Genomic DNA, 23,722 nt, shown 5'->3' with positions numbered 1-23,722 from the left:
TATAATAGTCATACTTTTGAGTAAAATGTTACAACAAAAAATGTTTGATTTTATATAAAATTTTTATTTTTATTTGTAATTTATTGATATTCAGTTTTTTATTTTACTATTTAAAATTATTATAAATGAGATATACAGTGTTTTGTGGTTCTAGTTCAGGTACTAAGGATATTTATTATGAACAAGCTTTTACATTAGGAGAACAATTAGCTAAACATCATATCGGGCTTGTATACGGAGGCGCTAAAGTGGGATTAATGGGAGCGGTAGCTGATGGTGTTCTTAAGGGGAATGGTGAAGTTATCGGTGTATTACCTAGTTTTTTGGCAGATGTAGAGTTAGGCCATAAGGGATTAACAGAGTTAATTATGGTTGAAACTATGCATGAACGCAAAGCTAAAATGGACGAATTATCTGATGGTGTAATCACAATGCCTGGTGGATATGGTACCTTAGAAGAATTCTTTGAAATGCTAACATGGGCTCAATTAGGATTACACAAAAAGCCTATAGCCTTATTAAACATAGATGGATTCTATAATCCTCTATTAGAAATGATAGATACGATGGTAGTTATGGGGTTCTTAAAAGAGATTAATAAAGATATGATTGTGGTAGCTGATGAGGTAGAAGAGCTTTTAGAAAAGATGAAAGCTTACGAAGCGCCTAAAGAAGGTAAATGGATTCAAAAATAAATAATATGAATAAAGCCTCATTAATAGATAATTTTGAACGCAAAGGCGTTACATTAACACAACAAGAGAAGGAATTAATACTTTCTTCTTTTCAGACTGTTTATGTAAAGAAGAAAGACTATCTATTAACAGCAGGTGCTGTATGTGACTTCGAAGCCTTTGTAGTACAAGGATGTTTTAAAGAATACTGTTTGGACGAAAAAGGAGAAGAACACATCATACATTTTTCTATAGAAGATTGGTGGTTAGCAGATCTAGAAAGTTATAATTATGAACAACCATCGAAGATATTTATACAAGCTTTAGAAGATAGCGAAGTATTACTCATAAAGAAAGAACGCAAAGAAGCGCTCTATGATGAAATACCTGTCTTAGAAAAGATATATAGAAGAATGACTCAGCAGGAGTGTATCGCTCTTCAGCGACGTATTGTAAATAAGTTGTCGATGGATGCTACTGCAGAGTATGAAGACTTTTGTAAGCGTTATCCGTCCTTGGTACAGCGTCTAACTAATATTCAGATAGCTTCTTATCTAGGTATTTCCCAAGAGTTTTTGAGTAAAATACGCAGTAAGAAAAAATAATAATTATTGAACTAGTTCAATGTTTTTGATCTTAGAGCAATTTAATTTTGCTTTAAAATTATAGAACAATGAACAACAAAATAATAATAGCTTCATTGGCAATAGCGTTGTCAGTAGGAGCATGTCAGTCAAAGACAGAGAAAGAATCTACTTCATCAGAAATAGCAGAAAGTACTAGTGCTAGCCACACTAGTACCTTAATTGGGCATAAAGCAGAAATACAGTTCCCAGAGATGAAAGCTACTATTGAGTACACGAGTACAGATACCTTGCATTGGAGCACAGTAGGTGAGAATGGAGCAGTAAATGAAGGCGATGAGAAAATGAGCTACAAAGCACTTGGCGAGGACTTACACTTTCTGAGCTGGATAGAACAAGATGGCTTTACAGTTAGTCAAATCATCAATACGAAGACAGGAGAAGTAACTGCTTTTTGGTCTTATAACGGAGCTGATCAGAAACGTGAAAGTCAGTTCGTAACAGGAACTTTTAGATTAATTGATTAAAGAAATCAATTATTAACAGATGTTTTGGACATCAATACCCTTTACGTAGTTCTATTTTTTGTATTTTAGAGCTTTCGAAAAGGAAAATATGATGGAAAAACAAAATAACAACATTGCAATCTTAGTGGATGGGGACAATGCTCAAGCTAAGTTGTTGGATAAGATTTTAGAAGAAGTTTCTAAATATGGGAAGGTGACTGTCCGTCGTATTTATGGAGATTGGACAACACCGCAAATGAATAGCTGGAAGGAATTACTGAATGACTTGTCATTTTCGCCTATACAGAAGTTTAATTATACTAGTGGAAAGAACTCTACCGATAGTTCACTCATCATAGATGCTATGGATATTCTGCATGCTAAGATGGTAGATGGATTCTGTATCGTATCTAGTGACAGTGACTATACTGGTTTAGCTAAGCGTATCAGAGAAGAAGGTATTTTCGTGATGGGAGTAGGAGAGAAGAAGACTCCGAATGCTTTCGTTCAGTCATGTGAGATATTTACTTATTGTGAGACCTTAATGCCTAAAGCAACTACAGCAGTCAAAGAAGCGAATGGCAATGCTAAAAAAGTAGAAGCCACAGATGATGACGATACTAAATCATTGACTAAGAAAGAGTATAGACTGATAGATAAAGCGTTCGATATGTCTGTAGATGAAGAGGTAGAAGCTTATATCGCTACAGTAGGAGGTAACCTTCGTAAGCTTAATCCAAGTTTTGATGCGAGAGACTATGGTTTTAGAAACTTGACAGAGCTTTTTAAACATCTAAAGACATACGATGTAATTAACAATAATGTTAAGGGGTTAAATCATCCCTTAGTAAAGAAAAAATAACCTTCGGGTTATTTTTTTTGCTCATAAACGAATGGTATGGTCTATAAACTTTAAATTGCAAATGGTCAAATATTGACTATAACAAAAAATACTAACTCAATACAATTTATATTATGACTATACAAGAATTAGCAGGTATTCGCAAGCAATTCGAGTACTATAGAATGATCGTAGATAAAACAGTTTTAGTTCTATCCCAAGATGAATTAAATCAAAAGGTCAATGTAGAGAGTAACTCTATAGCGATGTTAATGCGTCATATTACGGGTAATCTGCTTTCTCGTTTTACTAACTTTTTTACAGAAGATGGAGAGAAGCCATGGAGAAACAGAGATGATGAGTTCACAGATGGGATTTATGACAGACATGAACTTATAACGAATTGGGACAAGGCATGGAATGTTCTCTTCAGTACCATAGATAGTATTAATGAAGAGAACATTAATACAGTAGTAAAAATCAGAAACCAAGACCATACGGTAGCAGAAGCTTTATATCGACAGTTAGCACATTACCCTTACCATATAGGGCAGATCGTATTTATCGGAAAGATGATACGCAATGAAGAGTGGAAGTCTTTAACCATTCCTAAAAATAAATCAAAAGAATACAATCAAGATAAATTTGAAAATCCTAATTCAGAGACTCATTTTGTAGATGATTATCTAAAGAAGTAAGAGATAATTTTTTAGATTCCTAATTTTGAATAAGAATTAGTAGAGTCGTTCAGTGCAATATTTTATATATTTGTCAAAAGACGGTAAAAAACTACAATATGAAATTAAATACAATGGCCTGTATCGTATTGGCTTCCGCTATGTTATTATCATGTGGAGACAAGAAAGAGGCAGAAAAAGGAGCAAGCGAAGTGACTACAACAGAAAAGTTTGATTACAGTGTGGATCAGTTTGGAGATATCGAAGTATTGAGATATCAAGTACCTGGATGGGACGATCTAACATTAAAAGAAAAAGAATTAGTGTATTATCTAAGTCAGGCAGGGTATGCTGGACGTGATATCATCTGGGATCAGAACTATAAACACAATTTGACTATTCGTAAAGCATTAGAGAATATTTACGAAAACTATAAAGGAGACAAAGAATCAGAGGATTGGAAAGAGTTCGTGACGTATGTGAAGAGAGTATGGTTCTCTAATGGTATTCACCACCATTATTCTAACGAAAAGATAAAACCAGGATTCTCTCAAGCTTATTTCTCTATTTTATTAAAAGAGACTAACACTACATTAGATCAGAATGTAGCGAATGTACTATTTAATAATGTAGATAGTAAAAAAGTAAATCTTGATTTAGCGAAAGGTCTTGTAAAAGGATCTGCAGTTAACTTCTATGGAGAAGGGATTACAGAAGATGAGATAGAGGCATTCTATAATGCGATGAAGAGTCCAGACCCACACCGTCCATTATCTACAGGACTAAACTCTAAAGTAGTAAAAGAGAATGGTAAGTTAGTAGAGAAAGTATGGAAGAGTGGTGGAATGTATGGAGCAGCTATTGATCAAATCATCTTTTGGTTAGAAAAAGCTGTTACAGTTGCAGAGAACCAAGAGCAAGCAGATGCGCTTAAGTTATTAATCAAATATTACCAAACTGGAGATCTTCAACTTTGGGATGATTATAACGTTGCATGGGTGAAAGCTACTAAAGGAAACATTGATTACAACAGTGGATTTATCGAAGTATATGCAGACCCATTAGGACATAAAGGATCTTACGAAAGCGTTGTTCAAATCAACGACTTTGATATGTCTAAGAAGATGGCTGTTCTTTCTAAAGAAGCTCAGTGGTTCGAGGATAACTCTCCATTAATGGCAGAGCATAAAAAGAAAAATGTAACAGGAGTATCGTATAAGACAGTGATCGTAGCGTCTGAGTCTGGTGATGCATCGCCAAGTACACCTATCGGAGTGAATTTACCGAATGCGGATTGGATTAGAGCAGAGCACGGTTCTAAGTCTATCTCTTTAGGTAATATTATTGATGCATATAATCATGCAGGTGGTTCGGATAAGTTAAAAGAGTTCGTTCACGATGAGGAAGAGTTACAATTAGAGGAGAAATACGGTGAGTTGGCAGATAAGCTACACACAGCTCTTCACGAGGTAATCGGACATGCATCTGGACAAATCAACAAAGGAGTAGGACAACCAAAAGAAACACTGAAGAGCTATGCTTCTACATTAGAAGAAGGACGTGCTGACTTAGTGGGTCTATTCTATTTATACAATCCTAAGTTACAAGAGTTAGGATTAGTTGACGATTGGAAGTCAGTAGGTAAAGCAGCTTATGATGGATATATCCGTAATGGATTAATGACGCAGTTAGTGCGCTTAGAGCCAGGTGCTGATATAGAAGAAGCTCACATGCGTAACCGCCAATGGGTGAGTGCTTGGGTATTCGAAAAAGGAAAGAAAGATAATGTAATTGAGAAAGTAGTTCGCGATGGTAAGACATATTATAATATTACGGATTATGATAAGTTACACGATCTATTCGGACAACTTTTAAAAGAGACTCAACGTATCAAATCTGAAGGTGATTATAAAGCAGGACAAGCGTTAGTAGAGACTTATGGTGTGAAAGTAGATCAAGCTATCCACAAAGAAGTTTTAGAGCGTAATGCTAAGTTTAACTCTGCTCCATATAGAGGATTTGTAAACCCATACATTGTACCAGTGAAGAATGATAAAGGAGAGGTGACTGACTATGTAATCGAACAACCTAAATCATTTGAAGAACAAATGTTGCGTTATGCTAAAGAATATGGTTTCTTACCACTTGTAAACTAATTACAAGAAGATTATACAAGAAAGTCGGTTTGTTATAAACCGACTTTTTTTATTTTTTGACTATCATGAGATCTCCCATGCACATCTCTATAGGACGATTATGAGGAGTATATTCTACCCAATCTACAGGATCACTACTTTCACAGTCTATCATCAGGTGATAATAAGACATACCATGAGTGGTATCAGGTAGAGCATGTACATCATAGTGATTAACCGTGTCTAACTGATGATCTTCTACCATCGTTAGCCAAGAGATAGACTTGTCTAATTGGGCTATTAGGTATTGATTAGTAGTATCACCTTGTTTTAGCTCTACGATTATATCTTGTTTCTGTTTTTGTAGTAGAGAGATAATATCTTTCATAGACGATAGGATATAGGTTATAGCGTGAATGTATGTTGTATAAACTCAGTAGGGCGTTGTCCCATCAGTTTAGTGAATACATTACTGTAAGACTGGGCACTGTTATACCCTACGAGTAACGCTATCTCATTGATAGTATACTGTCCTTCACTCAGCAGTTCTATTGACTTGATGATGCGTACCATCTGTATATATTTAGCGATACTGATACCCGTTTCTTTCTTGAACTGACGTTCTAAAGTACGAATACTCATAAAGCATAGTTGAGCTAACTCATCTATAGTGATAGTAGATCGATAGTGTTTGTGAATATAAGCTGTAGCATCGAGTAATACTTTAGTACGTGGTACAGGGGTAATAAGAGGTACAGAATTCTGTACAAAAGAAGGCAATTCTAACAAGATTGCTCTTAAGAACGTCTGTTCACTCTCCTCGTATTTCATATTCATAGACCATTTCTCCGTGTACATAATCATTTCTCTTAACACGCTTGGGATAGAGAATAGGTATAACTCATCATAAAACGGAGGTAAGTCATCCACATCGAAGTATAATGTACGCAGAGAGACATGCTCAGATGCATGAGTAGTTTTATGAGGGACATTAGATGGGATATAGGCCACATGATTCTGAGGTAATAAGAATTGGCACGATTCTACGTGTAAGTATTGATATCCGGACTCTACATAAACTAGTTGGGATTTCTTATGATGGTGAAACTCATTGTTGTGTTTCCAATACTCAGCATGCCAAGAAAACCCTTCCTTTCCAACTTGATCGACTAATTGTGGTTTACTCATTGTTGTCGTTTTAGTTATGATTTATGGCGAATATAATCATTTATTAGCATTTAATTTTGCACTTAGAAATAACAATGTGTAAATAATAAATTAAATAACAATGGAAAATAAGATAGAAGAGATCTCTAAAATGAAGAAATTACTGATGTTGTTAGGTATCATATTTATTGCTTCTAATCTAAGAGCTCCACTTACATCTGTAGGGCCTGTTATATCAGAGATAAGTAAATCACTAGCTCTGTCTAACACTACAGCAGGATTAGTAACGACGATACCCTTAATGGCATTCGGATTCTTATCTAGTATGGTGCCAAAGATCTCACGTAGATACGGTATGGAGCTTGTATTATTAGGATCATTGATTCTATTGAGTATAGGATTAGTCATTAGACCTTATGGTAGTTTAGTTACTTTGTTTTTAGGAGCTGCCTTAGTAGGGATAGCGATTACAGTAGGTAACGTATTGATGCCAGCTTATATCAAAAGTAATTATCAGAAGAATGTAGGGACCATGATGGGAATATATTCAGTAGCTATGAACTTAACAGCAGCGTTAGCAGCAGGGTTTAGTATCAGCTTGGGTAAATTCACAGAGATGGGATGGAAAGGTTCGATAGGAGTATGGTTAGTACTGAGTATCGCGACTATATTGATTTGGCTTCCTCAAGTAAAAAAGAAACAAGCAATCGAAGGAAGTAATAAAGGCTTCACAGAAGAGAAGAAAGTAAATATGTACTCGTCTAAGTTAGCTTGGGCAGTTACAGTATTTATGGGAGTACAGTCTCTACTGTTCTACTGTTTAGCAGCATGGTTACCTAAAGTGGCTATCACATGGGGTATACCTAAAGAAGATGCAGGATGGTTATTGTCTTATATGCAGTTCGCACAGTTGCCTATGACATTCATCGGTGCTATCATAGCGAGTAAGTTATCTAATCAGAAACTGCTAGCTATCGGTACAGGAGTACTGTTTGCTATTGGGATAGCAGGTTTATTGATCTTTAAGGTAAATATGATCGCGCTATGGTGTGTATTAATCGGAACAGCGAGTGGATTAGCCTTTAGTTTATCGATGCTATTCTTCGTATTGCGTACAAGTAGCACTACCCAAGCAGCAGAATTATCAGGTATGGCACAGTCTATCGGATACCTAATCGCAGCATGTGGACCACCAGTATTTGGAGCATTATTCGATGTGACACAGTCTTGGTCTATGTCTTTGATATTTTTATTAGTTATGTCTATTACTTTGATTGTATCAGGAGGTATCGCTGGTAAGAACGATTGGGTCAAGTAATCCATAATAACTAACAAAGGAGACTAAATCATATTAGTCTCCTTTGTTAGTTTATAGGTTCTTCGTGTTTAATACTTTTAGGAATTACTTCTCCTTTATATGATTTTACTAGTGTTTTTAGTTTTTTCATTTTAGTCGTAAGTAATGCAGGTGTATTAAATTTCTTAGCTACGAGTATCGCATATAGTTTAGTAACAGAAATATTAGGGCGTTTGATTAATACATCTATTGTCTGTATTAACTGCTCAACTCCATCATCTATATTTCCTCCTTTTAGTTCTATCAGACGGACAGAATCCGATGATGGTACATAGATAGCGAAGTCACACTGTTTCGTTTCATTTGTACTAATAAGTCCTTTGTCTACTCTATATACGGTATACTCTATTGCATTTTTATTAGTACCGATGTACTTAACACCTTTAGTCTCTTCTAAAGATAATGTTTTACGATTATCATCACAGTAGATATGTTGTTTTAGGGAATAGTATTTCTCATTAAACTTCATGGTACTGTGTATCTAATAGATTATCAAACTCATTATTTAACAGCTGAGATACCTCGTCTATTCTAACGGCATCAATCTGTCTTTCTTCATAATCTAGTATATCTTCTACCACACCATCTTTAACAAACCATACTCCCACATCATTAAAATCAACCCAATATTCTTCACCTATGATGTCTTTTACTTCTTCACTAGCTGTCTTAGCACAGTCATTCGCATAGATAAGGTTATTCAGAGTCGTCAGTATATACGGACTATGTGTAGTCAGGAACAGACTGTGTTCTCTACCTTCAGTATCGTGATAGGTTGATTTTACTAAGTACTTCACTAATTCTCTTTGAGTAATAGGAAACAAGTTTATTTCAGGCTCTTCTAAAAATATACTTGATTGTTGAATTAGAATAATTTGTTTGATAGTATCATAATCAATGGTACTAATATCATAATCTTCTTTGTAGTTATGATTTAAGAAATCATTGATTTTTGATTCGACTTTTTTGTTGATTTTTGTAATAATTTTTTTATTTTTAAATAAATTATCGATTTCGTAATCAACTTCTTGTTTTATTTGTGATTCTATTTTATTACTTTCATCAAAGTTCTCTGCTTTTTCTTTTCTATTAATATTAGAAACTATCCGGTCTTGAATTGATTTTAAATCAATGTTTTTCGCAATCTCATTGTTTAAATATTCATTATAAAGCTTTGTTGTTTTGGCTAAGAATTCAAATTTTTTGAACTTGCCTTTGAAGGTATCTATTTGGTTATTTTTAAAAATATCTTTAGTACTATACTCTATTAATGTATATAATGGAACAAGTGAATGTAAACCACTAGAAGCATTTCTAAAGTTTATCTTTTTATTTTCTTGTTCTAAAGTTAGTTCATCAATATTTAATTCTTGATTATACTTGTAGTTTATACCTAGATTTAAAATAGAAAAATTGGTTTTACTATATAAATTTCTTGCTTCTTGCCAATCTGATAGAAAGCTTCTTAAGTTAGAATTGTCAAGCTTGATATCAAACCAATTAGGGATAACAGCAACAATATTTCGTTCTGTTGGAATATATAAAGTCTTGATTCTTTTATATCCAACTATGTGATTTTCAGTTTTCCAATTAAAAATAAATGAGTTGTCTTTTTTCGAATAAGTGAATTTTAGAATAGATGTTTCAAATTCAATAGTCGATTTAGAAGATAAAAAACCTTCAAGTTTGTGAAACTCTACTAAGTTATTTTCAAAGTATCCTTCTTTCTGAAAGTCTTCAGCAGATTGGTTGACGAAAATTTCTTTTTCAACCCAAGAACAATAACACGCTATTTTGTTAATAGTACTTTTACCTGAGCTTTGAAGTCCTATCAAAACATTAATGCGTTTTAAATCAATAGTTATTGATTTAATAGGGCCAACATTTTTAATAGTTAATCTTCTCATCTTTAGTATGATATTAGTGTTTATAGATATAGCATAACTGCTGTTATACAAAAGTACTAAAATTATTGTAGCAATTGTGTTTATAGATTAGGTGAAGTAAACCTTTATCAGCTAAAGAACTTTCTGTATAACCATAGTAATCCTGTGCCTACTACAGATACAATAATCATAGAGGTAATCGGCATAAAGAATGAAAAACCTGGGCGCTGGATACAGATATCACCAGGCAATTTGCCAAACCAATCCAGATTAAACGAAGTGAATTGTATCAATAGACCTATGATGACGATGATACAACCGATAAATATGATTGTTTTTCCCATAAGAGTAAAGGTATAAAAATACATGCACTTCCCTTTAGGAAACTATTTAATTATTGTTAAGGAGACAGGTATTAGGGTGTTTTAATAGTATCTTTGAGTATAGAGTTATTGAGGTAACTCCTCATTTAAAAAGATAAGATATGAAAGTAGAGATATGGTCGGACATTATGTGTCCATTCTGTTACGTCGGAAAGAAGAATTTTGAGAATGCATTGGTACAGTTGCCTTTCGCAGATAAGATAGAAGTAGAGTGGAAGAGTTTTCAGCTAGATCCAGACTTACCAGTAGAAGGGTTAGATATGTCTACTAAAGAATACCTAGCTAAACGCAAAGGTATGCCAGAGCAACAGATACAAGGAATGCTAGAAAACTTAAAACAAGCAGGACAGGCAGTTGGAATTGATTTTAAACAAGACCAGTCTATTCCTGTAAATACAATCAGAGCTCATCGTTTTATACACTTTGCACAGTTACAAGGAAAAGGGAATGAGGCTAAAGAAGTAGTGTTTAAAGCTTATTTTACAGATGGAAAAAATGTAGGTGATATTGAGGTGTTAGCTGCTTTAGGTACTGAAATAGGACTGAGTGCTGAGGAAATCAAAACATTCTTAGCTACTGATGGACAACTAGAAGAAGTGAATGCAGATATTACAGAAGCACGTGCTCTAGGAATATCAGGAGTGCCATTCTTCGTATTAGATAGAAAATACGGTGTATCAGGAGCTCAACCTACAGAGTCTTTTGTAGAAGCACTGACACAAGCATTCCAAGAAAGCCAACCTAAATTCGAAATGAAAGGTGGTAGTGATGCGGCAGCATGTGGCCCAGAAGGATGCGAGATATAAGTACCTATAGTTGATTTATAAATAAGAACACCCCATTTATACAGCGTATGAATGGGGTGTTTTGTTATTAGATATATTTTAATCAAAGTCTATATGAACAAAGTAATCATACTTGTTTTTAGGTTTTTCGTTTTTCTCTAAACCGTCTAAATATAGCTTTGCAGGAGTGCCTTTATTGAGAAATAGCTCATGAAGTTTATATAACAACTCTAAGGCAGGAAAATTTTGGTTATTATCTGCTTTTAAAGTTGCGTGAATAGTACTATAAAATTCGGGTCTATCTGATCCTGCCTCTTCCCAATGTGGTAGTAATTCGAATTTGATAATTTCTTCATTAATGTATTTGTCGTCTTTAGAATACATGATTGCATCGTAACAAATTACTACTTCTGGCTGATCTATTATAATCTCAGTAGGATCCCAATTGTCGGAGTTTCCGAAGTTTCTAATTTGCTTAGCAATTACTTCTTGGTTTAATTCTTCTTGGGTTTCAGGTAATTCTTCTGAGAAGTCCCATATCACATTGTGAAATATTCTTTTGTCCATCTTTTTATTTTAAAGATAGTGAAATAGTAACCTCTATTAAATTGAAGCTGAATAATGTTTGAATAGTGTAAGGAGTTTATCCTACTCTAATAAGAACATTCTACAGAGGAAGTCTTCGATCCTTGGTAGGTGTGTCATTGTATTGCATATACGCCCATTCTCCTCGGTATAGATTGTTGAACACAAGACCTTTGTACTTATTGTTGATACTGAACAGTCTTACTTGTACACGAGAGGGAGTATATACTTTTTGTTCTTCAGCAGAGATATGTTCTGCTATAAAGGGAGGTTCAGTTATCTCGTGGTAGCGCACTACTAAGGCTAATACCCTGTCCTCTTTTTGCCAAGTATAGACGATACAGTCATACACCATAAAAGCGATTTTCTCTACAGGTTCTCCTTCTTTAGAGATGATATAGTCACGGAGTTGTATAGCCTTGTTTTCGTCACCTTTTAGGTCAGAGCAGGCTACTCCGATTAGGTCTTTATTTAGACTCTGTAGCATATCTACCTTATCGAAGTAATAGTCCCCATACTTCGCCACACTGTCAGACTCTATCCACATCCTCATACTATACTCTTTGCCGATTATGTCTCTAAGAGAATCATTATATCTCTTAGGAGCTACTCTATAGTGTGTGATCTCTATAGGTTTTAGTTCTTTAACTACTGTCATCACATTAGCATCTGCATCAGCTGTGATACTCCCATCGTTATTGCCATTAAAAGCGTAAAAGTCTTCTACTGGGAAGTCATAATCAAATGTCTCAATATCCATCTTAAGGTCTCCAAATTTCTTAGGCTCTTGACAAGAGAGTAGAATTATAGGGAGTGTGAAGTATAGTAAGATTCTTTTTAGCATAGTGTTTTAAGTAAAGTTGTTAGATAAGCGAATAGGTATTAGAATCAATATTAAATTGAAAACGAATTGTTTAATTTAAAATTGTGTGTGGGTATGAATGTCTTTTTACTGCCATTTTAGATAGGGTGATCGGCATGTGGTCGGCTAGTGATGGGCATTTGGTCGGCTTAAAAGTGCCAAAAATAGCCCATCACTAGCCTATCAGAAGGGGAGCAGTATGGAATCACGTGGAAGAAAGTCGCTATAATTCTTTTGTAACATCGGTTTTGAGACAAAAAAAATGAGGAAGCTAATCCTAAAATAGACTGAGAAACCTCTATATAGTTAGTATCTTTGAGGCACTAGAAAACAAAGAAAGATACATGGGATTGAAGATTCTACATACAGCCGACTGGCACTTAGGGAAGAGATTAGATAACTTTAGCCGCCTAGACGAACAGCGTATAGTGCTAGACGAAATATGCGAGATAGCAGAACGCGAAGCAGTAGATGTAGTCTTAGTAGCAGGAGATTTATTTGATACGTTTAACCCTCCAGTAGAGGCTGTAGAATTATTTTATAAAACACTTAAACGCTTAGCGAAGAACGGAGAGAGACCTGTCATCGCTATAGCTGGTAACCACGATAGCCCTGAGCGTATAGACGCACCAGATCCGTTAGCACGAGAATGCGGGATTATCTTAGTCGGACTACCTCATACTGAGGTTACTCCTTTTGAGATCGAAAATCAGTTTAAAATATCGAAGTCAACAAATGGTTTTTTTGAATTGAGATTAGATCGATTTAAACAACCGATACGTATACTACACACTCCTTATGCGAATGAGGTAAGGCTAAAGAAAGCACTAGACACAGAAGATAAAGGAGCAGCTCTTAATGAGGTGTTAGGCGAGAGTTGGCAAGCTTTAGCAGATAAGTATTGTAAGACTAAAGGGGTGAATCTATTGATCTCGCATCTGTATATGATGAACCGAAATGGAGAGTTATTAGAAGAACCTGATGGAGAGAAACCGCTGAAGGTAGGTAATGCAGATATTATATACAGCGATATTATTCCAGAGCAAGTGCAGTACACGGCACTAGGACATTTGCATAGAGCACATCAGGTGGGGGTAGAAGATAGACCTGTGGTTTATTCGGGGAGCCCATTGAGTTACAGTTTTAGTGAAGCAGGTCAGCAGAAGTATGTGATGATCTTAGAGGCAGAAGCTGGCAAACCTATTACCTATACGAAGGTGGCACTAGAGAGTGGAAGACAACTGTCACGAGTGAAGTTTGATAGTGTAGATGATGCTGTGGAGTGGTTAGTAGCAAATCCGTATCATCTAGTAGAGTTAACCATAGTAAGTGATACCTTCTTAAATGGGGATGATATCAAGAGGTTATACACTGCGCATGATGGTATTATTACGATTATCCCACAAGTAACATTGGGGGATAAAGGAGAACAAGCGAATGTAAAACAGGTGAACTTAGAGCAAGATATGCAAGGATTGTTTAGAGATTACTTTAAACAGCGCAATAAGGGGCAAGAACCTAATGAGGAGTTGATGGATTTGTTTAACGAGATTTTAGATTAGAGCAGTATGATACCAATTAAGTTAACGATAGAAGGACTGTATTCTTATCAAGAAAAACAAGTTATTGATTTCACCAGTCTGATAGAGGCAGGGTTATTTGGTATATTCGGTAAGGTAGGATCGGGAAAGTCTTCTATTTTGGAAGCTATTTCTTTTGGGCTTTACGGAGAGACAGAGCGTATGAACTCTCGTGATAACCGTGCATATAATATGATGAACCTAAAGTCTGACCGTTCGGTAATAGACTTTGAGTTTTATAATTTTAAAGATGAGAAATACCGCATCTATAGAGAGTTTAGAAGAAACTCTAAGCGCTTCGATGATGTAAAGAGAGGTGAGGCAACACTGTATAAAGATGAAGATGGTATCTGGGTACCTCAGAAAGAGTTGAATATACAGGAAGTAGTGGGGCTGAGCTACGAGAACTTTAAGCGTACTATCATTATCCCACAAGGTAAGTTCAGAGAGTTTATAGAATTAGGAGGGAAGGACAGAACGAAGATGATGCAAGAGATATTCGGCTTAGACCGTTTTGACCTTGCTGATAAGACTAAACGATTATATAGCTCGACTAAGGAGAGTCTGAATTTAGTAGAAGGAGAGCTAAAGAGCTTTAGCCAAGTCACAACGGAGCAGATAGCAGAGCAAAAAGCGCTACACCTTCAAGAGACGGAGAAGTTTAACCTACTGAATAAGACTTTTAAGGAAGAGAACGACAGTTATCAAAAGGTCAAAGCAGTGAAGGATGACTTCGAGGCCTTGGCGATAAAGAAAGTAGAGTTAGGTACATTAGAAGTGAAGTTACCTGAGATAACTGCCCAGAAGAACGAATTGTCTCAGTATGAGCAATTAGATAAAGCATTCTCTACTGTGCTGTTAGAACAACAAAAGACAGCTGATAAGGCAGTGAATCGAGAGGCTCGATTAGCTACATTGATAAAAGAAACTACAGAGCTACAAAGCCAGTTTAAGAAAGTGACAGATGAGCTCAAAGTAGCAGAACAACAGTATGCAGGTTTAGAACACCTCAAAGCAGAGTTGTATGAGTTGAATTTGATCAAAGAAATCAAGAAAGCTAATCTCGCTAAGGAGGCTTTATTGGAACGTTTCCATAAAGGGAAGTCTTTCGTGGTAGATGCTGAGAAGGCATTAGAAGGGAGCAAACTTGCTTTAGCACAAAAGGAGATAGAACTAAATACTGCCAAAACAGCTAGAGTAGATACAACGATGCTGATGGCTATAGAGGCATGGTTCGGTCAGCAATCTTTTATTCACAAAGGGATTCAAGATGTGCAACAGCATATGAATGCACTACAGACAGAGTTACAAATAGTAGAAAAGGATATCTTAGGTCTAAAGTTAAAGGATATCAATCATTGGGAACAAGAGATAGAGAAGTACAGAAACCACTTTGAACAAGAGATCAATGCGATAGAAGTAGAGTTGCGCAATCACAGAGTAGCACAACAGTTAGCACAGTATGCTAATGAGCTTCATGAGGGGCAACCTTGTCCTTTATGTGGATCTGCACATCACCCTCATATTCTTCAGGGCAACGATGTGTCTTCTGCTATACAGCAGTGTGAACTTCGTCTAAGTGGTATAAAGGATAAACAGGAGCGACTAAAGAAGTATGAAAGAAAAGCTACTGGTCTTTTTGATAAAAAGAAACTCTTAACAACACAATGGCAAGAAAGCCAACAGAGAGAACAACACTTGCAACAAGAGTTAGTCTCTCATCAGCAGAACTTTGTTTGGACAGTGATAGAGAAGGGGAATGAAACACAGTTTATCGAGTTAAAACAAAGAGCTGAGTTAGCGAATAAGCAAGTAGAAGCTCTAGAGATACAATATACTACAGTAGGAAAAGAAGTAGAACAGCACAGAGGTCATGTAGACAAGTTTACCAAAGAACTAAATGCGATAGAGGTAGAAGGAGTTAGTTTAGATAGTGAGATCAAGTCTAAGAGTACACAGATTATAAGACTGCAGATAGAAACTTATCTAAGTTTAGAGGAGACTTTATTAGCACAACAAGCACAACAACGAGAAGCTAATGTAATCTTAGTAGAACAACGCTATAAAGATCTAACGAACCAATATCAGATGATGTCTCCTAAGTTGGCAAGCTTACAGACAGAGAGCAATAGTGTACTGGTAGAGTTAAATGAACTGAAAGTAGCTGTTGATCAGTTTAACGAACAGATTAAGGCTTTATTAGTCACTCATCAAATACAATCTGTAGAGGAAGTACGTAATGTGTTAGATAAACAGATTAATGTAGTAGAACGCAGAGAACAGATACAAGCATTCGTAGTACAACTAGAGGTGGTTCGCAATGCAGTGAGTACTTTACAAGTGAAGTTAGAAGGTATCTCTTTTGATCAAGAGAAGTTCGCTAAACAGCAAGAAGTAATAACGAAGTTAGAACTACAGGTTAAAGAAGCGACAGAGGCTGTGGCTAAGTTGGCAGGAGAGATAGACCGTTTAGAAAAGGACTATGCGAAGAAGCAGAACTTACAGAAGCATTATGATACAATAGAAAAACGGGTGAAGAATCTGAATACACTATTGACGATGTTTAGTGGAGCTGGTTTTGTAAACTATGTGTCAGCTATCTATTTAAAGAACTTATGCGATATGGCGAATGCTCGTTTCCATCGATTGACGAATAACCAATTGAGCTTACAGTTAAACGAAGCGAATGAGTTTGAGATCATAGATTATTTAAACAATGGGAAAGCGAGAAGTGTGAAGACCTTATCAGGAGGACAGAGCTTTCAGGTGTCTTTATCTCTAGCGTTAGCGTTAGCAGAGAGTGTACAGAGTCTGTCTAAGTCAGATAGAAACTTCTTCTTTATAGATGAGGGATTCGGTACACAGGATAGTGAGTCAGTTAATATTGTATTCGAAACGTTGAGCAATTTGCATAAGGAGAATAGAATAGTAGGTATTATCTCTCACGTAGACGAACTACAAGAGCGCATCCCTATGTCTCTATCTGTGGTAAAAGATGAAGAACGAGGTAGTGAGGTAGTAATAAATTATTAGTAAATCTTATTAGGTAATATAGCCCAGTCAGTGATGATTGGGCTTTTTTTATGGTATAGTTTTAGTGGTTTAATACGGTGATTTATAGTTTGTATTGTTTTTAAGTAACTTTTAAATTACCTTTGAAGTGTTAAAATAAATTAATAGCACCATGAAAGAAAATAGAGATGTGAAGACTTGGTCACAAGTAAAAGATGAGGTGTTTGGTGTAGTTGGCGAACCGAAAAGAGATGAGATAGAGAGAGAAGTAGAGACTTTTAAAGTAGGATTATTGCTTAGAAAGGCAAGAGAAGAGAAAAAACTAACTCAAGCAGAACTAGCTAGTTTAGTGAATAAGAAGAGAGAATATATCTCTCGAGTAGAAAATAATGGAAGTAATATGACATTAAAGACGTTATATGATATTGTAGAAAAAGGATTAGGCGGAAAGGTGACAATATCCATTGAACTATAAATATACAGCCCAGTCAGTGATGATTGGGCTTTTTGTTTATTTTGATGAGGTAGATTCGATAACTATAAATCTACTCAGTAGAGAGATAGCTAACCCAAAAAAGGCTACTATAGCAAAGGCGGTCTTAAGAGAAGAGTGCTGTGCAATAAACCCTATAACTGGTGGCCCTAAAAAGAAACCGATAAAACCGATACTAGTAATTAACGTTAAGGCCTGCTGAGGTGGCATTGTTTTAGTATGTCCTGCTAAGTTATAACACATGGGTACTACTGCGGATACACCTAAACCTACAATCATAAAAGAGATAATAGTAGTATATACTCCAGGAAATAATACTGAGGCTCCTAATCCTATAAAAAGGAGGATACCACAGAAGAGTAAAGTTCTCTGCTCTCCAAATCGCCTTACTGTGAAGTCTGATATAAAACGACCACTAGCCATCGCAAACATATAAGCGGTCAGCCCATACCCGATAAGCTGTATAGGAGCATGCGTAACATGCTTCATATATTCACTTGACCAATCTGTCATCATTCCTTCTGCTACCATAGCGAAGAAAGCTAATAGCCCTAAAAGGACTAAGTTCTTATCAGGTAATTGAAAGCCTTTCTTTTCTGTTAGTATAGGATTATCACTAGTAGTGTCGTTCGTTTCAGGAATAAGGTATTTAAAAAGCAGTAGAGAAATAATAATCCCTACGGTAGAGTAATAGATAAAATGTTCTAAAGGTGGGACATAACTACTGATCATCTCTGCGCCTAACCATGAAGCAGCAAAGCCTCCTATACTCCAAGTACCGTGTAGAGAGCCTATGATTTGTCCTTTGTATAGTTTAGAGACTTTAATAGCCTGTGTGTTAATAGAAATATTAGTGATATTACTAATCGCTCCAAATAAGACTAAGTTTACTTTTAGTTGCCATAATACCTCCCAATATCCAATACCTACTAACAGTACTAAATAAGTTAATAGGAAGAGTAGGGTTGCTTTTTTACTGCCTAATTTCTCTATTATTCTACCCGCTATAGGAAGAGTTATTAAAGTTCCTATAGAGATGTATAATAAGACAAATCCCCAAGCAGAGTCATTTACTCCAAAAGCTTCTTTAATAGTAGGAATACGCGATGCCCATGAGGCAGATATCCCTCCAAAGATGAAGAATAATGCAGTAACGGCTATACGGGCTAAGTGTTTTGACATAAGGTTTTAGATTGAAGGCAGTAAATGTATAAATAAAAAAAACGGTCTGTTATTTATACAGACCGTTTAGGTAATTTTATTTTTTGATTGCTTTAGCAATGCTTTCTAAGTTTTGGTTGAAGTCCATCAGCTGACCTAATACTTGAGCCACTTGATTATCCTTACCTGCCATACCTAATTTGTTTTGTTTAATAAAGATATCTTTAATATCCTCCCAACGTTTGCGCTCTACATCTGTCAGTCGGTTAGCTAGTTCTTTTAGTTTAAGTAAGTTTGCTTCTGTGTCAGATGTCAAGGTCTGTGATTCGTTCTCATAGTGTGTTAAGATTAACTCATCTATTTCACTATCGTTCATCAGTGGAACGATCCTACTCATCATCTTATTCATATCACGGTAAGAACCTTGTAGTTTAAAGGCAGGCTCTGTTCTATAAGCATTGTCCATACTTGCACTTAAGATATACTGTTGATTTACCTTTAGTACAATATCTCTTACTGTGATTGATTTCTTTAATACAGCAGTGAACTCTTCTATCTCTTGTCCACTAAAGTTTCCTTCTAATGATAGTGACTCCTCAGACTTCGTTTCGATATGGTTAATCAGTTTATAGAAATCGTCTAATGAATTACTACTCAACTTCTGTAAATAGGTATTCTCAGCAATCGCGTTTTCTAATAAACTTAGCTTAAACAAATGCTCTGTACTACCAATCACATCTCCTAAGTTATAGGTATCAGCACGGTTAGCTAACATATCAGGTATCTGAAACTTCTCTCCTGATTCTGTGTATGGGTTACCTGCCATAATGATACAGAATCGCTTACCTCTTAAGTCATAAGTCTTACTCTCTCCTTCGAAGATACCATCCATCTTACGCTGTCCATCGGCTAGAGATATAAACTTCTGTAGAAATTCAGAACTACAGTGCTGTATATCGTCTAAGTATAGCATTACGTTATCCGCCATCTCAAAAGATAAGTTTATTTTCTTTAGTTCTTCTCTTGCACCAGAAGTCTTAGCTTCTGTAGGATCAATAGAAGTAATAGAGTGTCCGATAGTAGGTCCGTTAATCTTAACGAAGTGAAGACCTAGAGCATTGGCCAAGTATTCCATTAGAGTAGTCTTACCATATCCTGGAGGAGATACTAATAATAACATTCCCATACGAGCTGTACGTTTGTTATCACCATAAACTCCTATCTGTTTGGCTAAGTTATTTCCAATTAATGGAAAGTAAACTTCATTAATCAGTTTATTACGAACAAAAGAAGTCAGTACACGAGGTTTCAGTTCGTTTACTTTTAATGATTTCTTGTATTCGCTTAACAACATATCTTTAGTAGCAATAAAGTCTGTAAACATAGGGACACGCTCAGTCTCGAATACTTCAAGCTTGTGCATATATTCGTGATAGTCTAATGTATAAGTATCTTGTACTATTAAAGTGTGGTTCCCTTTTAAGCTGTTTAAGACTACAGTGTCAGTACTCTCTTTTAAAGTATAGTTATATTGCTTTTCAAATAACAATAAACAGCAAGCTTCATCAATATACTTTTTATATATAGCAGCTTTAGGTTCGTTATCTATATAAGAATACAACCAGTTTTGTATTAAATAAAAAGCATCTAATGTAGATAAGGTAGTATCGTTAATATCATTCTCAAAGGTTACACTTGCATTCTTTTGTTGTAAGAAAGCAATGAACTGTTTCTTTAATAGAGAAGCTTGTTCTGCTTTTGTAAAGAATACTCCTGATGAGAACTCTTCAAAAATATAATGTGCTATCTCCTTCTTGTATGCTAATTCACGCAATGGTGATTGCCATTGTGCATATAACTCCTCTAATTGACTAATTATATATTGATAGTTAGTACTGTTAGGGAATACCTTTTGTACAGCGGCAGCATTATTGATATTTTTCAATAAAGACTCTCTTACTTCCGCTTCTAATTTATACCAGAATACTTGTGCCGAAACACGAACAGCGGGAGCATACGTCAATATTCCTAATTCTGCTTTTAGCTTCAGTAAGGCTTGTGTAATCTCTAATCCATCAAAGTCGTGTACACCTTTTAGATATCCTTCAGAGTAGTTCTGTTCTGTTCTAAATTTAACTGCTTCATTAATATCTAAAGAAGGATTAGTACGTAGTTCTTTTACTATTTGATAAGCTAAGTACTCTGCTCTATATACTTCGTTATTCTCAGAGATAATGTCTTGATTCCATATCTCCTTATAGGCATAGATCTTATCATTTTGAATAGGATAAGTAAAGCTGGTACCTGTTAAGTGATAATACAGAATATCGTTACGTCTAACGATAGTAAGGTCTAATGGCTGTTTGTTGACTAAGAATTTGTGAGTACCTAAACTGATGACATTTTCTCCATCAGCGAATAGGTCTTGTTTATCTCTCAGTGTACGCAGTGCATCTTCTTGACTCGTCTTAACGCTGTTCTCTAAATTTTCAGCTTTAGATACATCTCCTAAGTCATTTAACTCAATAACTAATTGACGTACCTTATCGACCATAAGGTCAGTAGAGAAAAATGCAAGTATCTCCTCTTTCGTTTTGAAAGAAGAAGACTTATTCTCTATATTCTTTAATATACGTAGACCTATCTGTTCTAACGAACTCGTACGTCTATTGATTTGTTCTACTAATTGAGTCTTACGCGTATCAAAAGCTTTAGACACTTCCTCTCGCTTATCTGCTATCTTTAGAATAAAATCATCAAAGTCAGCAAACTTACTTTCTAACTCTTCTACTTGAACACTTACTTTAGAATGGTATTCGTCACACTTCTCAGGAGAATTAGATAATTCTAAGAAGTTGATGATACTTTGGTCAAGTAAGGTTAATTGAGCATGAAACTCTGCGATAGATTCATTCGTACGTAGAGAGTCTATCTTTCTCTTCAGTTGAGAACGCACCTCATTAAGCGAAGCAAATATTACAGATATCTTCTCTATAATCTTTGTCGCCTGTGTAGTGTCTTCTATTTTTAAACTGTTTAGTATGTCTATCAGCAGTTCTAATTCAGCTGATATTGCCTTACAGTTTTCGTCTATAGCATTAGCATCAATTACTTTGACTACCTCATTTACTTTAGCCTTTTGATCTACTACTTTTTGCTCATAAGGAACGAGTGCTTGTTCTTGTAGTAAGAAAGCGATTGTTTTATCAGATAGTGATTCATTGGTTTTACCTAATTGCTCTTGATAATTCTCTAAGATAGTTAAGTCAACATATTTAGTCTGACGAGCACTGATGACTTCACCTAATAGCTTTCTGTTTTCAGCTAATAGATGTACTAATCCTTCCAGCGTATCACCTTTAGCATTCTTAACATTAAAGAGCTGTTTATCTACTTTCGCTTTTAGATCAGTTAATAGACCAGCGGCTCTCTTGCGTTGCTCTTGTACTTTTTCAAACTCATCTATAGCAGTATTAGCGATACTTCTTATCTGCTCTAATGGTTCATCTAAGCTTTTAGTTTCTTTGGTTCTTATCCAGAAGTAGGCATCTATAATGTCATTTGCTTTCTTAGCTATATCACCGTACAGCCCTTCATACGAATCTTCTTTATCGATGAGGTGGATGATCTCTTGACATTCAGCCATCGCTTTAACGATGTCCTTATTCCCTATTTTGTATAAGTGATTCTCTTTTTGTTCCTTATTCTCTATTAATGTAGCAGCATAAGGAGTTTCCCATATTTGTACTACGTGATGTCTTACTGCCTCATTCTCTGAGCGAAAATAGATTAACTTACCATCGTTAAACAACGTAAAACCACTACATACGATAGGAGTTTCTACTTGTTGTTTGATGATGTTATAAGACATCAGGGTATAGATATTGTTCTCTGCTTGATAGAATAGATATAAGTAGTCCTCCCCATTATGAGAAGGGATAGTTCTTACAAACTCTAAATTGTGAACACTGTTATCAAATATTTTATAATCTCCATTCTGTAAGTAGTATCCATTAGAGAATAAGATACCTTGTCCATCAGGAAGTAGAATACCTGTCTCGTTTAAAGCAGGTACATTGATAACTTGTTTTGTTCTATTATTAAAGATAAAAGCACGGAAATCCTCTTGGTAAGGTTTAATGCGTATAGCGATAAAGTTACCTAAGTCAGCGTAGAAGTAATCAGCATCATCTAACTGCTGATCGGCATTCTTTACAGGTTCAGAGTATATTCCTTGTCCATTATCTGTGTTGTCTTCTATTTTAAAAGTAATATCACCACCTACTGCTTCTATAAATACCTTGTCTTGTATAGATACGTGAGGGTGTACTCCTAAGCGTCTGTTCTCAAGATTAGTCTTAATCCAATTGAACTCAAACTGAGGACTCTTTACTACTTCGTGAATGCTACGGTCATCCTGATAAATCAATTGATTATCTTTGATTAACCACTTAAATGCTTTTAAGTTATCTGCATTCTTACTTGTTTGGAATACCATATAGAGGTAATTCTCTGTCTTCTTAAATCTGCTGAAGATAGAGTCTCTATAGTATTTATATAAGTTTTTATAATCACTGATGAAGTTCTCATCATAGATAAAATCTAAAGGTTGAGGTAAGAACTGATCATTTTCAAAGCGGTATATACTAAATACATCACTTAACTGAATATCAGTCTTTAGCCCAAAGTGTACGTTATAGGCAAAAATACAAGTCGTGTCAAAGGCAATAATACCTCTGGCAGTACAGTTGTTTTCTGTCGTAATACGTTGATTGGCGATAAGTTTTAGATCAACAGAAGTAAAGACCTCTTTACGGTCGTCATTCAGTGCATTTAATCGTTGGATTAATTCACTCTTCTGACTCTGTAGTCTCTTCTGTATAATCTCATAAGTGTTAGAATCTAATGATTCTATATTTTGGTTTTCTAATTCAGCCATATATAAAGGATACTTTGTATTAGAACGATAAGACTAATACGTAGGTAAATTAAAAATAGAGTAGGGGTAAATAGGAGAAAAATCACTCTTCTCTA

The 23,722-nt window shown here is 35.4% G+C and carries 20 protein-coding genes; 11 read left to right on the top strand and 9 right to left on the bottom strand.

Translation table 11 applies throughout. From position 1 onward, the window contains the following. Positions 1–125 precede the first annotated feature (125 nt). The 6 genes from E0Z07_RS01340 (at position 126) to E0Z07_RS01315 (ending at position 5,438) form a co-directional block, all read left to right on the top strand. Positions 126–695: an LOG family protein gene (locus E0Z07_RS01340; protein ID WP_006261947.1), complete on the top strand. Its 570-nt coding sequence runs from the start codon at positions 126–128 to the stop codon at positions 693–695. 5 nt (positions 696–700) lie between these two features. Next, positions 701–1,279: a Crp/Fnr family transcriptional regulator gene (locus tag E0Z07_RS01335; RefSeq protein ID WP_006261946.1), complete on the top strand. Its 579-nt coding sequence runs from the start codon at positions 701–703 to the stop codon at positions 1,277–1,279. A gap of 68 nt (positions 1,280–1,347) precedes the next feature. Then, the gene (locus E0Z07_RS01330; protein ID WP_006261945.1) at positions 1,348–1,785 is read left to right on the top strand and encodes a MoaF-related domain-containing protein; all 438 of its coding nucleotides are present in this window, start codon (positions 1,348–1,350) and stop codon (positions 1,783–1,785) included. An 88-nt stretch (positions 1,786–1,873) separates the two neighbouring features. Further along, positions 1,874–2,626 (top strand): NYN domain-containing protein, encoded by a 753-nt coding sequence (locus E0Z07_RS01325; protein WP_006261944.1) that lies wholly within the window; start codon positions 1,874–1,876, stop codon positions 2,624–2,626. 113 nt (positions 2,627–2,739) lie between these two features. Then, a complete protein-coding gene (locus E0Z07_RS01320; protein ID WP_006261943.1) occupies positions 2,740–3,303 on the top strand; it encodes a DUF1572 family protein in 564 nt (187 codons plus the stop codon). A gap of 98 nt (positions 3,304–3,401) precedes the next feature. Further along, the gene (locus E0Z07_RS01315) at positions 3,402–5,438 is read left to right on the top strand and encodes a dipeptidyl-peptidase 3 family protein (RefSeq protein ID WP_006261942.1); all 2,037 of its coding nucleotides are present in this window, start codon (positions 3,402–3,404) and stop codon (positions 5,436–5,438) included. Between the two features lie 49 nt (positions 5,439–5,487). Here the strand turns inward: E0Z07_RS01315 and E0Z07_RS01310 are convergent, their stop codons facing one another. Continuing rightward, positions 5,488–5,805: a hypothetical protein gene (locus E0Z07_RS01310; protein WP_006261941.1), complete on the bottom strand. Its 318-nt coding sequence runs from the start codon at positions 5,803–5,805 to the stop codon at positions 5,488–5,490. 17 nt (positions 5,806–5,822) lie between these two features. Next, positions 5,823–6,605 carry an AraC family transcriptional regulator gene (locus E0Z07_RS01305; protein WP_131540161.1) on the bottom strand — a complete coding sequence of 261 codons (783 nt, stop codon included), beginning with the start codon at positions 6,603–6,605 and terminating at the stop codon, positions 5,823–5,825. 100 nt (positions 6,606–6,705) lie between these two features. On the opposite strand from E0Z07_RS01305, the gene E0Z07_RS01300 reads away from it, so the two are divergent. Beyond that, positions 6,706–7,902 (top strand): CynX/NimT family MFS transporter, encoded by a 1,197-nt coding sequence (locus tag E0Z07_RS01300; RefSeq protein ID WP_006261939.1) that lies wholly within the window; start codon positions 6,706–6,708, stop codon positions 7,900–7,902. Between the two features lie 46 nt (positions 7,903–7,948). On the opposite strand, the gene E0Z07_RS01295 is transcribed toward E0Z07_RS01300, so the two are convergent. The 3 genes from E0Z07_RS01295 to E0Z07_RS01285 all read right to left on the bottom strand — a co-directional run bounded on the left by E0Z07_RS01295 (position 7,949) and on the right by E0Z07_RS01285 (position 10,171). After that, complete coding sequence (locus E0Z07_RS01295; RefSeq protein ID WP_006261938.1) at positions 7,949–8,410, bottom strand: hypothetical protein; 462 nt, start codon at positions 8,408–8,410, stop codon at positions 7,949–7,951. Next, complete coding sequence (locus E0Z07_RS18115) at positions 8,400–9,848, bottom strand: ATP-binding protein (RefSeq protein WP_006261937.1); 1,449 nt, start codon at positions 9,846–9,848, stop codon at positions 8,400–8,402. The genes E0Z07_RS01295 and E0Z07_RS18115 overlap by 11 nt, the downstream gene beginning before the upstream one ends. Positions 9,849–9,955: 107 nt before the next feature. Further along, complete coding sequence (locus E0Z07_RS01285; protein WP_230456751.1) at positions 9,956–10,171, bottom strand: DUF2905 domain-containing protein; 216 nt, start codon at positions 10,169–10,171, stop codon at positions 9,956–9,958. A gap of 140 nt (positions 10,172–10,311) precedes the next feature. Between E0Z07_RS01285 and E0Z07_RS01280 the strand changes: the two genes are divergently transcribed. Then, a complete protein-coding gene (locus E0Z07_RS01280) occupies positions 10,312–11,016 on the top strand; it encodes a DsbA family oxidoreductase (RefSeq protein WP_006260189.1) in 705 nt (234 codons plus the stop codon). A 78-nt stretch (positions 11,017–11,094) separates the two neighbouring features. Here the strand turns inward: E0Z07_RS01280 and E0Z07_RS01275 are convergent, their stop codons facing one another. After that, positions 11,095–11,562, bottom strand: a complete 468-nt coding sequence (locus tag E0Z07_RS01275; protein WP_006261935.1) for a hypothetical protein — start codon at positions 11,560–11,562, stop codon at positions 11,095–11,097. Between the two features lie 100 nt (positions 11,563–11,662). After that, positions 11,663–12,424 carry a hypothetical protein gene (locus E0Z07_RS01270; protein ID WP_006261934.1) on the bottom strand — a complete coding sequence of 254 codons (762 nt, stop codon included), beginning with the start codon at positions 12,422–12,424 and terminating at the stop codon, positions 11,663–11,665. A 362-nt stretch (positions 12,425–12,786) separates the two neighbouring features. Between E0Z07_RS01270 and E0Z07_RS01265 the strand changes: the two genes are divergently transcribed. From E0Z07_RS01265 to E0Z07_RS01255, 3 genes are all read left to right on the top strand, one after another. After that, complete coding sequence (locus tag E0Z07_RS01265; protein ID WP_006261933.1) at positions 12,787–14,004, top strand: metallophosphoesterase family protein; 1,218 nt, start codon at positions 12,787–12,789, stop codon at positions 14,002–14,004. A gap of 6 nt (positions 14,005–14,010) precedes the next feature. After that, the gene (locus E0Z07_RS01260) at positions 14,011–17,055 is read left to right on the top strand and encodes an SbcC/MukB-like Walker B domain-containing protein (protein ID WP_131540160.1); all 3,045 of its coding nucleotides are present in this window, start codon (positions 14,011–14,013) and stop codon (positions 17,053–17,055) included. Between the two features lie 151 nt (positions 17,056–17,206). After that, a complete protein-coding gene (locus E0Z07_RS01255; protein WP_006260186.1) occupies positions 17,207–17,509 on the top strand; it encodes a helix-turn-helix transcriptional regulator in 303 nt (100 codons plus the stop codon). A 36-nt stretch (positions 17,510–17,545) separates the two neighbouring features. Here E0Z07_RS01255 and E0Z07_RS01250 read toward each other — a convergent pair whose 3' ends face one another. Then, entirely contained in the window at positions 17,546–18,709 is a 1,164-nt protein-coding gene (locus E0Z07_RS01250) for an MFS transporter (RefSeq protein WP_006261931.1), read from the bottom strand. Between the two features lie 76 nt (positions 18,710–18,785). Next, positions 18,786–23,627, bottom strand: coding sequence for a DNA repair ATPase (locus E0Z07_RS01245; protein WP_006261930.1), 4,842 nt, complete (start codon positions 23,625–23,627; stop codon positions 18,786–18,788). Between the last annotated feature and the right edge of the window lie 95 nt (positions 23,628–23,722).

Origin of the sequence: Myroides odoratimimus (assembly GCF_004337635.1) — a bacterium.
GTDB lineage: Bacteria > Bacteroidota > Bacteroidia > Flavobacteriales > Flavobacteriaceae > Flavobacterium > Flavobacterium odoratimimum.
The sequence above is the reverse complement of the archived record's forward strand: the minus strand, read 5'-3'. Positions and strand labels throughout refer to the sequence as shown.

Bases quoted from the DNA above. Each gene is read 5' to 3' on its own strand.
- E0Z07_RS01295 (WP_006261938.1), bottom strand. From the start codon at position 8,410: ATGAAGTTTAATGAGAAATACTATTCCCTAAAACAACATATCTACTGT.
- E0Z07_RS01265 (WP_006261933.1), top strand. From the start codon at position 12,787: ATGGGATTGAAGATTCTACATACAGCCGACTGGCACTTAGGGAAGAGA.
- E0Z07_RS01250 (WP_006261931.1), bottom strand. From the start codon at position 18,709: ATGTCAAAACACTTAGCCCGTATAGCCGTTACTGCATTATTCTTCATC.
- E0Z07_RS01325 (WP_006261944.1), top strand. From the start codon at position 1,874: ATGATGGAAAAACAAAATAACAACATTGCAATCTTAGTGGATGGGGAC.
- E0Z07_RS01245 (WP_006261930.1), bottom strand. From the start codon at position 23,627: ATGGCTGAATTAGAAAACCAAAATATAGAATCATTAGATTCTAACACT.
- E0Z07_RS01280 (WP_006260189.1), top strand. From the start codon at position 10,312: ATGAAAGTAGAGATATGGTCGGACATTATGTGTCCATTCTGTTACGTC.
- E0Z07_RS01285 (WP_230456751.1), bottom strand. From the start codon at position 10,171: ATGGGAAAAACAATCATATTTATCGGTTGTATCATCGTCATCATAGGT.
- E0Z07_RS01310 (WP_006261941.1), bottom strand. From the start codon at position 5,805: ATGAAAGATATTATCTCTCTACTACAAAAACAGAAACAAGATATAATC.
- E0Z07_RS01330 (WP_006261945.1), top strand. From the start codon at position 1,348: ATGAACAACAAAATAATAATAGCTTCATTGGCAATAGCGTTGTCAGTA.
- E0Z07_RS01305 (WP_131540161.1), bottom strand. From the start codon at position 6,605: ATGAGTAAACCACAATTAGTCGATCAAGTTGGAAAGGAAGGGTTTTCT.
- E0Z07_RS01300 (WP_006261939.1), top strand. From the start codon at position 6,706: ATGGAAAATAAGATAGAAGAGATCTCTAAAATGAAGAAATTACTGATG.
- E0Z07_RS01315 (WP_006261942.1), top strand. From the start codon at position 3,402: ATGAAATTAAATACAATGGCCTGTATCGTATTGGCTTCCGCTATGTTA.
- E0Z07_RS01260 (WP_131540160.1), top strand. From the start codon at position 14,011: ATGATACCAATTAAGTTAACGATAGAAGGACTGTATTCTTATCAAGAA.
- E0Z07_RS01340 (WP_006261947.1), top strand. From the start codon at position 126: ATGAGATATACAGTGTTTTGTGGTTCTAGTTCAGGTACTAAGGATATT.
- E0Z07_RS01255 (WP_006260186.1), top strand. From the start codon at position 17,207: ATGAAAGAAAATAGAGATGTGAAGACTTGGTCACAAGTAAAAGATGAG.
- E0Z07_RS01320 (WP_006261943.1), top strand. From the start codon at position 2,740: ATGACTATACAAGAATTAGCAGGTATTCGCAAGCAATTCGAGTACTAT.
- E0Z07_RS01335 (WP_006261946.1), top strand. From the start codon at position 701: ATGAATAAAGCCTCATTAATAGATAATTTTGAACGCAAAGGCGTTACA.
- E0Z07_RS01275 (WP_006261935.1), bottom strand. From the start codon at position 11,562: ATGGACAAAAGAATATTTCACAATGTGATATGGGACTTCTCAGAAGAA.
- E0Z07_RS18115 (WP_006261937.1), bottom strand. From the start codon at position 9,848: ATGAGAAGATTAACTATTAAAAATGTTGGCCCTATTAAATCAATAACT.
- E0Z07_RS01270 (WP_006261934.1), bottom strand. From the start codon at position 12,424: ATGCTAAAAAGAATCTTACTATACTTCACACTCCCTATAATTCTACTC.